Here is a 13,199-nt window from a genome sequence, read left to right as displayed (position 1 = left end):
TTGGGTATTTATTCACCCCATCCAGGGTTGTTAGGTCTAAGATTCGGATTCAATTCCATTTGTGTAGATGATACCGGCCACCAGTAGTCTCTGCCGGCGTCAAATGTGCGCGTAATAATATTGGTGCCATCATGCTTTTGAATAGGTCCCTGCATCACAGTTTCCGCTATCTTCCAGCGGCGAATATCATTGTAGTAATATCCCTCGCCGGCAAACTCTGCACGCCGTTCATAACGAATATGTTCACGCAACAAATCCGAATCGCCACCGGGATACTCTAAAGCAGAAGCAACGGAAAATCCAGCACGTCTGCGTATTTCGCGCACGGTGGTATTCCACACATCTTCTGTCAATTCGCCTAATTCATTTTTGGCTTCGGCATACATCAACAAGACGTCCGCATAGCGTAAAACCATATAATTGATTTCAGACAGATTTTCTCCAATCTGTGCTTCCGCAGTGGATACAGGGGCCTCATCATAGATACTGTATTTTTTGAAGGTAAAGCCTGTTTGTGGCGTTTTGAAAACAGTATTATTGCCATCTTCTCTCGCTATCTCCCCCATAAAAGTAGATCCAGGATAAACCACCGTCATTTTAAAACGAGGGTCCATATTTTCATAAGCGGGCGAATTAGCATACGTCGAACGGCTACGTGGCAAACCATCTATCATCCAGTAGCTATCGATCAAATTCTTAATGGGAGCAGCATTATTAAATTGCCTTAACGTAACATCAAAACTGCTTCCCATATTGGGTTCATTAATAAATTGTATATCAAATATATTCTCGACGCCATTTTCTGCCGATACGGAAAACAAGCTTCGATAATTACCTTGCAAGCTGTAAACACCTAAATCCATAACTGCCTGTGCTGCATTTGCTGCTGTCTCCCATTTATGCCGTGCACCTTCTACATTAAGCAACGGTGACGCTTCAAAGAGTAAAAGGCGAGCCTTCAACGCTAATGCCGCACCACGGGTCGGGCGCCCATAATCGCTATTATTACTATTACGTATAGGTAACAATGGCGTAATTTCATCCAGCTCCTTTATGATAAAATCAACTACTTCTGCGTGTGCTGCACGTGGCAGATCATTTTGTTCCAGCTGCGGTTCGGACAGAATCAAAGGCACATCTTTATAATACGTTACCAGTATCTGATAATACAATGCACGCAAAAATCTGGCCTCTGCTTTCATCTGGGTGATTTCTGTGCTTGATAATACCGTATTTCTATCGATATTATCTAACAAGGCATTACATCGACCAATCCCTCGATAAGCAGCAGTCCACCTTCCGTTAATGATGGATAGGTCCGTCGTATGTGTTCCCAGGGCAATAGCATTCCAGCCCATCCGGTTATCATAATTATAAGCATTTGGGGAAGCGGCTTCTTCCCATAACACAGAAGCATTACCATACAAGGATGCCTCCGTAAGCACGGCATAACATCCGGTCAAACCTGCTCGCGCCGTTTTATCCCCTAACCAAAAGGTTTCCTGATCATATCGATCAGTGGGAGCTACCGTCAAATCACATGAGGCAAATAACGATACGGCTAATAGTGAATATAAAAAGATCTTGTTCATCGTTGTTCCTTAAAAAGTTAAATTCAAACCTGCACTATAGCTTTTTAAATTAGGGTATTCATACAAATCCCCTCGGGTAATCGTCATCTCTGGATCCCACATCTTAAACTTGCTAATCGTCCACAAATTTTGTCCGCTCACGTATATGGATAATCTGCTACTACCCCACGTTTTCAACCAAGTATCGGGCACATTAAATGTTAATGAGATATTTTTCATTCGTAGATAAGAAGCATCCTGTAACCAAAAAGTCGAATTGATAAAATTTTCGTTTGCATCGGTGTATGTTGTTAATAGTGGTAATTTCGAATTTCGATTATCTGGTGTCCATGACTCACGCGCCCAGTCATACGTGACGCCCGCGCCGTTATTGAACGGAAATGCCACGTTACCCGTTGGATAGACGTCGACATTGGCTACACCTTGAAATTGAGCTTCTAACATAAGATTCTTGTACCCTAGCCGCGCTCCAAATCCATAGGTGTAATCAGGAATTGTACTCCCAGTAATAACTTTGTCCTCATCATCAATATAATTATCACCGTTGTGATTCGCATACTTGATATAACCGGGCCGCAATTTAGACCGCGTACCATAAACCGCCTGCTCGTTATCAATTTCTTCTTGCGTTTGATAATAGCCTACTGCATCGTATAGGAAGTAAGAATTGATAGAATGACCTTCTTTAATAATATATCTACCGGAGATAACCTGCTGTCCGTCGATATCCACGACCTTGTTCTTGACATAGCTAACAGATCCGTTTGCAGCATAATGGAAATCTCCTTTGCTATCGTTGAAATTAAAACCCAATTCCCAACCTTTGTTGTCCACTTTTCCTAGGTTAATTGTAGGTCCTGTTAAGCCGCCAATCTGGCTTGGAATGGAAATAGCACGCAGGATGTCAAACGTACGCTTATGAAAATAATCGGCTGTAATAGTTAATTTATTGTTCAACAAACTCATATCCACACCGGCATTGTAAGAAAGTGTGGATTCCCAGCGTATATTTCGGTCTGTTAATGCCGTAATAGCTGCCCCCCCAGCCATTGCTCCTCCAAAACTATAATTATAGCTGTTACTGATGTTAACTACACTATTATAGGCAAACCGACTTACTGCTTGATTACCTAGTTTTCCGACAGAAGCTCTAAACTTTAGCATATCAATGTTATTGCTGTTAAAGAAATTTTCGTTACTAATCACCCATCCAGCCGATACAGACGGAAAAAAAGACCATTGATTGCCCGGTGCAAACATGGAAGAACCGTCGTATCGTAAGCTCCCTTCCAGCATATACTTCCCTTGATAATCATACACTAAACGTGAATAGACAGAGGCCAATTTATCAAGGGTTGACGTTCCTGTCGCCTGCGCGTTTGTCTGGTCTGACAATGCATTGAGTTCATAAAGTGTATTATCATAAAACCCCCAATTATAGGCTTGAAAATTACGAGCATCGTTCACTTGATATTCCTGCCCCAGCATGGCATGTATACGGTGATCTCCGAATTGCTGTTCATAATCCAATCGATGTGACAGGGTGAACTGCTTCAACAACGAGTCCCAATCTTTCAACCGTGGTGCAGAAGCGTTGAAATTTCTTACATCCCCCGTCTTTGGATCGATCGTGTACATTTGCGGCAAAAAGTCTTTACTAAAATGGTCTACTCGGCGATAGCCCATCGTATTGTGATAGGTAATGTTAAAAGGCAGTTTATATTCCAGGTTTAAATTAGTCAATGTTTCCTGATAATCACGGTAGGTAAACCCTTGTTCAACCTGCATTCGTGGGTTCTCAATATTATTACGTCCCGGTGTATAGAGCCAAGTAGAACCATAATAATTATTGCGGTGATAGTCCGACATAATAGGCAAGCCACGCATAATGGTGTTCATGACCGTGCCGGTACCATACCCAACTTCATTGTATTCTCGAAGGTTTCCGATAATACCCGCATTGATTTTCAATTTAGGGGTTGCCTGAGCAGATACTTTAATATCAAAAGAATAGCGTTTAGCGTCGTCATTATCAATAAATACCCCTTTTTGGTACATGTAACCACCTCCTACCGTAAAATTAAACTGTTCGTTACCTCCGGTTATCCGAGCGTTATGTTGTTGTAACCAACCATTATCCAACGCAATGTCAAACCAATTGGATACCGGATAAATAGACGGATCTTCCGCCATTCCCGCCCGATATTCATCGATCTGCTCTTGGGTATAGGTAATCGCTGTTTTACCAGAGTTGACTTCTGCTCTGTTCCGCATCTGCATATATAGAATGGGGTCGTCCACCACATCCGGCAAGAAGCTAGCCTGTTGCATTCCTCCGTGACTTCGCACGTCTACTGTTGTTCTACCAGCTTTACCCTTTTTAGATGTAATCAAGACCACGCCATTTGATGCTCTGGAACCATAAATAGCAGCTGACGCATCCTTCAAAACAGTAATACTCTCTATATCAGCAGGATCGACTTCACTCATATTATACTCTATTCCATCCAAGAGCACCAGAGGATTCGCATTGCTCAAGGTATTTACACCGCGGATACGTATCGTGGTCGCATCCCCCCCAGGTTTAGCGCCGGCTTGATTGATCCAGACACCGCTTGTACCATACAAAGCTTGTGAAGCATGTGTAATGGTTTGCTTTTCTTTTTCCTCCATCTTGACAACGGCAATAGATCCTGTTACATCAGCTCTCCGCTGCGTACCGTATCCTACGACCACAACCTCGTCTAAGTCACTTACCAGAACCTTCATCACGATGTTAATGACCTGATGCTGGTCTACCGCAATTTCTTGCCGCTCATATCCTACACCATTAAATACGAGCATGGGTTTCTCTGTTGCTATTTTTAGCTGATAATTTCCTTGTTCATCTGTCCCGGTAGAAACATTTGTTCCCTTTATGGAAACGGATATACCTGCTAACGGAGCTCCTTGTTCGTCTGTCACCTTCCCAGAATAAACGCGCTCTTGAAGAGCCGTGGGTACGGTTTTAGTCTTCCGGTTGACTGGTCTTGCATGAGCTCGACCAATCATAATGGTCTTTTCTCGAATTTCATAGGTCAGCCCCTGTGGATTTAGAATCAATTCTAGAAAATTTTTCAATGGCATACGACTTGCTGAAACACTAATCGGTTCAATATGCTGTAGAAATCGTTTATTGTAGATAACCTGATATCCCGTTTGTTTCTGAATGGAAAGGAAAAGTTCCTGTAATTCCGTTTTTTTCGCTTCAACGGTTATCGTCTGTGAGAAGGACGCTGCACTCAAGTGCAAACAGCCTATCAACATTAAAATAGCTGTTAATTTCATAATGGGTAGTACGCGCTGATACTCTTTTAGCAACATGGTTTATTTTCGTTTTAAATGTAAAATCAAACGTATATACCTATAATACTAATGAGTAAACTGAAAGTTATAGTGTGGAGATTATTTTTTGGTATAAATTTTCATCGTCCTACCTTCTATTTCGTAGGGAATTTCAGAAATGCGAAGAAATTCTAAGACGGTATTCAATGATACACTGCGTGACATGCCTCCATTGAAGAACTCTTGTGGAACGGTCTGCTCGTACGTCACCTCTACATCATACCAACGCGATAGCTCTTTCATCATATCTTCAAGTGGTGTTTCATGGAAATAAAAATCACCATTTTTCCACGCAGTGAAACGTTGTGTATCCACACGTCTTGTTTTTAGTTTTCCATCCTTCAAAATAGCTTGTTCATTTGGGCGAAGTTGAATATATGCCCCGCTTTCTTGTGCTATCAATCGAACTGCCCCTTCTACCAACGTCGTTTTAACGTCTCCATCGTCAGCATAAGCAGACACATTAAATGCTGTTCCGAGAACTTCAATTTCCTGTCCACTACTTAGCACCGTAAATGGGCGTTTACTATCATGGACAACATCAAAAAAGGCTTCTCCTTCTACCTTTACCTGTCGCTTTTCAGCACTAAATTTCATTGGATATTTTAAACTTGAAGCAGCATTTAACCAAACTTTTGTACCATCGGAGAGTGTCAATGCATAAGTACCCCCGTTTGGAGTCCGCAACTCCATTGTATTATCTTCTTCCGTGTCGGTCACAATCATATCTGTAGCCGCATATACAATCCTACCATCTCGAATAGCTATCTCCGCTTGATCTTCATTTAACGAAATCGCACGACCATCAGCTAGTTTTAAGATGGCTTTATTTCCTCCGGGTAATATATCCTCAGTCGGTGTAGCAGCCATTTCGGGTGTCGTGGTTTGAACGATATCATCCTTTATAAACCAAGCGGCAACCGATAAGCCCACAAATAGAAAAACTGCTGCATAACGCAACCACTGTCGGCGCAGTGTTCGTATATTAGAGGCATTCGTTTCATGTGCCTCTTGCAATTCGTCCAACCCTGAAGCTTCCTGCATAGCGTAATGATTAAACCACGCATGCAGTCTTTTCTCCTCATCCGGCGTACACTTACCGTCACGGTAGCGTTCAAACAGTTTTCTTATTTCTTCAGATTCTTGCATGGGTACGACAATTCAGCTCTCTCCAAGGTTCTCATTTCTTTTAATACAAGTAGCGACAAAGAAAGTTATAGTCAATTTATAAAAAAACCAACAATAAAATACCAAAACCCTACAAGATGCTGAAGTTTTCGTCGTAAAATCTGCGTAGCTTGATGCTTATGTTGCTTTACTGTACCCTCAGCAATATCCATGCGATGCGCAATTTCTTTATTGCTTAAATGTTCGTAGCTGGAGAGCCTATAAACTTCCCTCATTTTAGGTGGTAATTGATTAATCTTCTCTTCAAGTAGTTGTTCCAGCTCCCTGACTAAAACGGATTCTTCCGTAACACAGATCTCTTGTTTTTCATAAGCTATGTATGAATTAATATATTCATCCAGATATTTGCTGCGGCTCATATAAGTCATGATGCGGTTACGAAGTACAGTATACAAATACCCTTTGATATTCCCGTCTGGATCGAGTCGGTCTGCATGTTGCCAGATATTACTAAATAATTCCTGTACAGCGTCTTGCGCATCTTCTTCGTCGCGCAACAAATGGTATGCGGCTAAGTACATAACATCATAGTACCGCTCATAAAAACAACGGAATGCTGACGTATCTGCATTTCGGAACCTTATAACAAGTTCCTTATCTGAGTATCCATTCGTATTGCTGTATGATGCTTTCATAGTTTCTCCCGATAAGATAAATGAGAACCTCAGGAGCTAATGTTTATAATTCTTTGTTAGCAAACCTAGCGAAAATATGGCAAATCTTCGAATAACACAATATGAATTTTAGGTTATCTTTTTTTTACCTACTTTTGTATCGATTTAAATTTCTATTAAAGATGGTTGGTCCAAGTATTATATTCTATATCTTTTTTGCAATCCCCTATATCTTCCTCATGTATTGGTTAGTCAAACAAGATAAAAAGAAATATGCCTGGGGGCTTGCCGTTGTAACGGTCATCGCTATAGTCGGCATTATCGTTTCCCAAAAGGCAAGCAAAGTGGCAATAGAAAATTACAAACAGCATCAGATTGATGCCCGGGAGATTGAACGGGAGAATTCTACTCCCTAATCCCTTCCAATTTAAAAAGAAAAGCATAGTTCAATGCGACATCTTTCAGATAATCAAACCGGCCAGAAGCTCCGCCATGTCCATATTCCATATCTGTTTTAAATAATACAACCTGATTACCTTTTTTAATTTCACGTAATTTTGCCACCCATTTTGCAGGCTCGAAATATTGCACCTGACTATCATGAAGCCCTGTTGTAACCAATAGGTTCGGATATTCTTTTGCTTCCATATTTTCATACGGTGAATAAGACTTCATATATTCATACGCAGCTTTATCATTCGGATTCCCCCATTCATCATACTCATTTGTGGTCAACGGAATCGTCTCATCCAACATCGTATTCACGACATCGACAAAAGGAACTTGGGCAATAACACCATTCCATAATTCGGGGGCCATGTTGATAACAGCACCCATTAACAAACCGCCCGCACTACCGCCCTGTGCATACAGATGATCGGAACTGGTATACCTTTCGGAAATCAAATATTTGGCACAATCGATAAAATCCCTAAAAGTATTCTGCTTGTTCATCATTTTACCGTCCTCATACCACTGCCTACCCATCTCCTCTCCGCCACGTATATGTGCAATAGCATATACAAAACCACGATCCAAAAGGCTCAGTCTTGAAGAATTAAATGTAGGATCCATGGACATCCCATACGAACCATATCCATAAAGTAGCAAGGGTGATTTCCCATTTTTAGGGAAACCCTTTTTGTACACTAATGAGATGGGAACCTGCGTACCATCAGCCGCTGTGGCAAATAAACGCTCGGTTACATAGTTTTCGACATCATAGCCCCCCACGACTTCCTGTTGTTTCCGCAGCGTCTTTTCTTTGGTATTCATGTGGTAGTCATACGTTGAAGATGGGGTTACAAGCGACGTATAACCATAACGTACCATATCGGTATCATATTCGACGTTCGTACTTGGATACACGGTATACGCCGCCTCACCAAAATCGAGATAATGCTGGCTTCCATCTTTTAAGGAACGTACCGCCATCTGTGTTAAACCATTTTTGCGCTCCGAAATCACGATGTAATCCTTAAATTCATCAATATCGGAAACGAGTACATCTTCCCGATGTGGAATAAATTCCTTCCAATGTTCTTTGGCGGTCCTGTCCAATGGACATTCCATCACTTTGAAGTTTTTGGCTCCATCATTGGTCAGAATCAAGAACTTGTCGTTTAACGCGGTCACCGAATATAGAACCTCTTTCATCCGAGGTTGGAACACCTCAAAAGTATCATTCGGGTTATCTGCATCCAGCGTGCGAACTTCGGACGATAATGTTCCGCCCGAATAGATCATAATATGTTTGCCGTTTTTAGATTTTCCTACGCCGATATAGTTCGTATTATCTTTCTCCTCATATACAACGACATCACCTGCAGATCCGGAGCCCAGCGTATACCGTCGGATTTTCTCGCTTAGCAATGTCACTGGATTTTTTGCTGTATAGAAGAGCGTTTTATTGTCATTCGCCCAAGTGGCGCCACCCGTTGTACGATCGATCTTGTCCGGCAATAACGCACCGGTTTCCAGATTCTTCACATAAATCGTGTATTCTCTTCTGGATACCGTATCCACCCCAAAGGAAAGCAACTTATTGTCCGGACTTATCGAAAAGCCTCCTGCAGCATAATAGGCATATCCCTCCGCCATATCATCCACATCGAGCAGTACTTCCTCTGGAGCATCCAAACTTCCCTTCTTCCGACAGAATTTATAGTATTGTTTGCCTTCGTCTGTACGGCTATAATAATAGTAACCATTCTTAAAATAGGGAACGGACTCATCCTTCTCCTTTATCCTTCCTTTCATTTCGTGAAAAAGCGTCTCCTGCAACTTTTCGGTGTCTTTCATCATCGCTGCGGTATAGCTATTTTCAGCTTCCAGATATGCAATAACTTCAGCAGAATCCCGGCCTTTCTTAAAATAGTCGTTCATCCAATAATAATTGTCCACGATGGTATCGTTATGGATGATACGCTCATGTACTTTCTTCTCTGCAACCGGGGCCGTAACATCTGGCCAAGTCACCATATTTGTAGTCGTTTTATCAGAACAAGCTATTGTCATAGCCCCAATAATAATCATATAGTTCCAGTTTTTATGCATAAAAAACAAGTTTTGATCATAAAGTTAATGTAAAAAGAATATGGATTTATATTTTTTTAACAACATCAACTCTAGAGTTCCCTTATATTTGTCTCTTGACGAAACAGAAATATATGACTAGAACATCGAAACTTGTTGCTTTATTAGGTATCAGCATACTTCCATTATGGGGAAATGCACAATCAAAAGCCACGAATCCCCCTAATTGGTATAATCTTGATTACGAAACAGACGGTGTACGCGGAATCAGTACCGAAAAAGCGTATGAGCTTTTGACAGGCAGAAAATCAACACCGGTCGTCGTAGGTGTGTTAGATGGTGGGATAGATTATATGCACGAAGATCTGAAAGATGTCATGTGGACGAACTCCAAAGAAATCGCCGGAAATAGTGAAGATGATGATGGCAACGGCTATATTGACGATGTCCATGGATGGAACTTTATGGGAAACACCAATGGCGAAAACGTACACTACGATAATTTAGAGATGACGCGACTAATTCGTCTTTATGAGCCCAAGTATATATCTGTGTTACCCTCAACACCACTTAGTGAAGTAGAGCGTCGGGAATTTGTGGCTTACCAGCGTATGATAAGCGAATATACCAGCAAGCTTGACCAAGCAAATTTTGGGAACCTAAACTACGGGAGGCTAAAAGAAGAAATCGATGCCATCACGAAAAGTATCGGTAAGGACATCAAGGACATGACCAAAGCCGATATTGATGCATATAAACCGAAGACAGACCGTCAGAAGCTGGCTATTCGCATGACAAAAAGAGAACTCAGTGATGACAAAAACTTTGAAGATTTTTATAAAGAATTGGAAGAAGGTGTTGAATACTATCGAGCGCAAGTGGACTATCACCTAAACAAAACGTACGATTCACGCCATATTGTCGGCGACAACTATGAAGATGCAGATGAACGTTTTTATGGGAATGCTGATATTAAAGGTCCGGATGCTGATCATGGCACCCATGTTGCAGGTATTATCGGTGCTAAACGACACAATGGAATCGGAATTGATGGCGTTGCAGATAACGTACAGATTATGGGTGTGCGTATGGTTCCCGATGGGGATGAACGGGATAAGGACGTTGCAAACGGCATACGCTACGCGGTAGACAACGGTGCAAAAGTGATCAATATGAGTTTCGGGAAGGGATATGTATTTAACAAAAAGACCGTTGATGAGGCTGTAAAATACGCCGAGGAAAAAGATGTACTCCTTGTACATGCCGCAGGTAATGACGCAAAAGACATTGATATCATCAAAAACTACCCAATGAAGTATTATACGGATAGCCTTGATGCTATACTAGGTGAAGCTTCCAACTGGATTACAGTAGGAGCTACATCATCCGGTCTCGAAAGCGATTTATTGGCGGAGTTCTCCAATTTTGGCTATCGTTCAGTAGACGTATTTGCGCCCGGCGTCAAAATTAACTCCACTATGCCCGAATCTGAATATAAAGAACAAAACGGAACAAGTATGGCCGCTCCGGTGGTATCCGGATTAGCGGCATTATTGCGCTCTTACTACCCCGAATTAACAGCGAAAGAGGTCAAAGACATTATTTTGAATTCGGTAACAAAGGTAGACGAAAAAGTAAGGATAAAAGTAGACGGATCTACCAAAAAAGTTTATTTGGATGAAATTAGTGTGTCTGGCGGAATTGTGAACGCGAAAGCAGCTATTGAAGAGGCAGAACGCCATATTCGAGAAAAAAAGTGAAAAAATGTTAAATTTCATATACTATAAACTTCTATCTTGCGTTTAATATGTACTTAGATAAACAAAACGCTTATGGTAGAATTCTTTACAAAGGAACATGATACTGAATTAAGCGAGGAGAGGGTGAGCATGGTCGAGATAGTTGATGAAACATTTGAACAAAATCTAAAATCCAATTTACAAGAATTGGCAAAAGACCCAAGCCCCAAAACCATCGAGAATATATTGAACTATTCTCGCAGCTTAAGAAAGTAAAATGGCAAAGTCTCTAATAAATTTAGAGACTTTGTTTTTTTGAATATCTTTGTTCATGCTAAAAAAAGAACGGTATCGGGAATTTGTGCGGTATTTTTCGACACACAGCCCTGATGCGCAAACGGAATTAAACTATAGTAATCCATATGAACTTCTGGTTGCGGTCATTTTATCCGCACAGTGTACGGACAAGCGTATCAATCAAGTAACTCCGAGTCTCTTCGAACATTTTCCGGACGCTCCGTCATTAGCTGCCAGCACTCCGGATGAAGTATTTACCTATATCCGTTCGGTTAGTTATCCGAATAACAAGGCAAAGCACTTGGTGGGGATGGCAAAAAAATTGATCGAAGAGTTTCATGGCGAAGTACCCGAAAAAGTGGAAGATCTCATCAAATTGCCTGGCGTAGGAAGAAAAACCGCCAATGTCATTTCTTCAGTCGTATACAACAAGCCTGCAATGGCGGTGGACACACACGTATTTCGTGTGAGCAATCGTTTAGGGTTAACAAGCCGTGCAACGACACCATTAGCTGTGGAAAAGCAATTGGTCAAATATCTCCCAGAGGATACAATTGCCATCGCACATCATTGGTTGATCCTCCATGGACGATATATTTGTGTGGCAAGGCGACCAAAATGTGAGGTATGCCCGATTACGTATTTCTGCAAATATTTTGAAACACATTATACCAAAACGACAACGAAGTCCAAAACAACCAACCAATAAATAAACTAAAAATATTAGTATATTAATTTTGTAATTATAAATTTTAATTTTACTTTTGACTAGATAATACTAAAAATATGAGCAACTCAGATAAATTAAAAGCTTTACAGCTGACTTTAGATAAATTGGAGAAATCGTACGGTAAAGGAACGATTATGAAACTGGGAGATTCGGCAGTAGAACGTATTGAAGCTATTTCTACGGGATCGCTTGGTTTGGATATAGCATTAGGTATTGGAGGCGTACCCAAAGGACGTATCGTCGAAATTTATGGCCCAGAATCATCAGGTAAAACGACACTCGCTACCCATATTGTTGCCGAAGCACAGAAAAAAGGAGGAATAGCAGCGATCATCGATGCGGAACACGCTTTTGATAAGTACTACGCACAAAAGCTGGGGGTGGACGTAGAAAATCTACTTATCTCCCAACCTGACAATGGCGAGCAAGCTTTAGAGATTGCGGACAACCTTATTCGCTCCGGTGCTATAGACGTTATCGTTATCGACTCTGTCGCGGCGCTGGTACCTAAAGGAGAAATTGAAGGGGAAATGGGTGATTCCAAAATGGGACTCCAAGCACGTTTGATGTCACAGGCTTTACGGAAATTGACGGGTACAATCTCTAAAACCAACTGTTGTTGTATCTTTATTAACCAGTTGCGGGAGAAAATTGGTGTTATGTTTGGAAATCCAGAAACAACCACAGGTGGAAATGCGCTAAAATTCTATGCTTCCGTTCGCCTGGATATTCGTAGAACTTCCCAAATTAAAGATAGCGATGAAGTAGCCGGTAACCGTGTTAAAGTAAAAATTGTAAAAAATAAAGTAGCACCACCGTTTCGTCTGGCAGAGTTTGACATTATGTTCGGCGAAGGAATCTCCAAGGTGGGCGAAATCATTGACCTCGGTGTGGAATATGGTATCGTCAAAAAGTCTGGCTCATGGTTTAGCTACGGCGATACCAAATTAGGCCAAGGACGTGACGCTGTAAAGAGCTTACTACTGGACAACCCCGATTTAAGTGACGAACTAGAAGCTAAAATCAGAGCAGAAGTCGGTGGAAGTGATCTGGATGAACACGCCGCTGCAACAGAAGAATAAAAAAAACCTGAGACAATGTCTCAGGTTTTTCTTTTTCA

10 protein-coding genes are annotated in these 13,199 nt (G+C 41.4%); 5 read left to right on the top strand and 5 right to left on the bottom strand.

Features of this window, described 5'->3' with window-relative positions; translation table 11 throughout:
- Window positions 1-8: 8 nt before the first annotated feature.
- The 4 genes from FXV77_RS14230 to FXV77_RS14215 form a co-directional block, all read right to left on the bottom strand.
- Window positions 9-1,592 (bottom strand): RagB/SusD family nutrient uptake outer membrane protein, encoded by a 1,584-nt coding sequence (locus FXV77_RS14230; protein WP_148919895.1) that lies wholly within the window; start codon window positions 1,590-1,592, stop codon window positions 9-11.
- Between the two features lie 9 nt (window positions 1,593-1,601).
- Window positions 1,602-4,955 (bottom strand): TonB-dependent receptor, encoded by a 3,354-nt coding sequence (locus FXV77_RS14225; RefSeq protein WP_148919894.1) that lies wholly within the window; start codon window positions 4,953-4,955, stop codon window positions 1,602-1,604.
- A gap of 81 nt (window positions 4,956-5,036) precedes the next feature.
- Window positions 5,037-6,125: a FecR family protein gene (locus FXV77_RS14220; RefSeq protein ID WP_148919893.1), complete on the bottom strand. Its 1,089-nt coding sequence runs from the start codon at window positions 6,123-6,125 to the stop codon at window positions 5,037-5,039.
- Between the two features lie 71 nt (window positions 6,126-6,196).
- Entirely contained in the window at window positions 6,197-6,799 is a 603-nt protein-coding gene (locus FXV77_RS14215) for an RNA polymerase sigma factor (RefSeq protein ID WP_148919892.1), read from the bottom strand.
- Window positions 6,800-7,017: 218 nt separating this feature from the next.
- Between FXV77_RS14215 and FXV77_RS14210 the strand changes: the two genes are divergently transcribed.
- The gene (locus FXV77_RS14210; RefSeq protein ID WP_246162475.1) at window positions 7,018-7,194 is read left to right on the top strand and encodes a hypothetical protein; all 177 of its coding nucleotides are present in this window, start codon (window positions 7,018-7,020) and stop codon (window positions 7,192-7,194) included.
- On the opposite strand, the gene FXV77_RS14205 is transcribed toward FXV77_RS14210, so the two are convergent.
- The gene (locus tag FXV77_RS14205) at window positions 7,184-9,334 is read right to left on the bottom strand and encodes a S9 family peptidase (protein WP_148919890.1); all 2,151 of its coding nucleotides are present in this window, start codon (window positions 9,332-9,334) and stop codon (window positions 7,184-7,186) included. The two genes, FXV77_RS14210 and FXV77_RS14205, sit on opposite strands and share 11 nt — an antisense overlap.
- A gap of 113 nt (window positions 9,335-9,447) precedes the next feature.
- On the opposite strand from FXV77_RS14205, the gene FXV77_RS14200 reads away from it, so the two are divergent.
- The 4 genes from FXV77_RS14200 to recA all read left to right on the top strand — a co-directional run bounded on the left by FXV77_RS14200 (window position 9,448) and on the right by recA (window position 13,161).
- Window positions 9,448-11,073 carry a S8 family peptidase gene (locus FXV77_RS14200; protein ID WP_148919889.1) on the top strand — a complete coding sequence of 542 codons (1,626 nt, stop codon included), beginning with the start codon at window positions 9,448-9,450 and terminating at the stop codon, window positions 11,071-11,073.
- A 72-nt stretch (window positions 11,074-11,145) separates the two neighbouring features.
- Window positions 11,146-11,328 (top strand): hypothetical protein, encoded by a 183-nt coding sequence (locus FXV77_RS14195; RefSeq protein ID WP_148919888.1) that lies wholly within the window; start codon window positions 11,146-11,148, stop codon window positions 11,326-11,328.
- A 55-nt stretch (window positions 11,329-11,383) separates the two neighbouring features.
- Window positions 11,384-12,058, top strand: coding sequence for an endonuclease III (nth, locus tag FXV77_RS14190; protein WP_148919887.1), 675 nt, complete (start codon window positions 11,384-11,386; stop codon window positions 12,056-12,058).
- 77 nt (window positions 12,059-12,135) lie between these two features.
- Window positions 12,136-13,161: a recombinase RecA gene (gene recA, locus FXV77_RS14185; protein WP_148919886.1), complete on the top strand. Its 1,026-nt coding sequence runs from the start codon at window positions 12,136-12,138 to the stop codon at window positions 13,159-13,161.
- Window positions 13,162-13,199 lie beyond the last annotated feature (38 nt).

Source organism: Sphingobacterium phlebotomi (assembly GCF_008180195.1).
Taxonomy (GTDB): domain Bacteria; phylum Bacteroidota; class Bacteroidia; order Sphingobacteriales; family Sphingobacteriaceae; genus Sphingobacterium; species Sphingobacterium phlebotomi.
This window is presented reverse-complemented; position numbering and strand designations above follow the sequence as displayed.

Bases quoted from the DNA above. Each gene is read 5' to 3' on its own strand.
- FXV77_RS14230 (WP_148919895.1), bottom strand. From the start codon at position 1,592: ATGAACAAGATCTTTTTATATTCACTATTAGCCGTATCGTTATTTGCC.
- FXV77_RS14225 (WP_148919894.1), bottom strand. From the start codon at position 4,955: ATGTTGCTAAAAGAGTATCAGCGCGTACTACCCATTATGAAATTAACA.
- FXV77_RS14220 (WP_148919893.1), bottom strand. From the start codon at position 6,125: ATGCAAGAATCTGAAGAAATAAGAAAACTGTTTGAACGCTACCGTGAC.
- FXV77_RS14215 (WP_148919892.1), bottom strand. From the start codon at position 6,799: ATGAAAGCATCATACAGCAATACGAATGGATACTCAGATAAGGAACTT.
- FXV77_RS14210 (WP_246162475.1), top strand. From the start codon at position 7,018: ATGTATTGGTTAGTCAAACAAGATAAAAAGAAATATGCCTGGGGGCTT.
- FXV77_RS14205 (WP_148919890.1), bottom strand. From the start codon at position 9,334: ATGCATAAAAACTGGAACTATATGATTATTATTGGGGCTATGACAATA.
- FXV77_RS14200 (WP_148919889.1), top strand. From the start codon at position 9,448: ATGACTAGAACATCGAAACTTGTTGCTTTATTAGGTATCAGCATACTT.
- FXV77_RS14195 (WP_148919888.1), top strand. From the start codon at position 11,146: ATGGTAGAATTCTTTACAAAGGAACATGATACTGAATTAAGCGAGGAG.
- nth (WP_148919887.1), top strand. From the start codon at position 11,384: ATGCTAAAAAAAGAACGGTATCGGGAATTTGTGCGGTATTTTTCGACA.
- recA (WP_148919886.1), top strand. From the start codon at position 12,136: ATGAGCAACTCAGATAAATTAAAAGCTTTACAGCTGACTTTAGATAAA.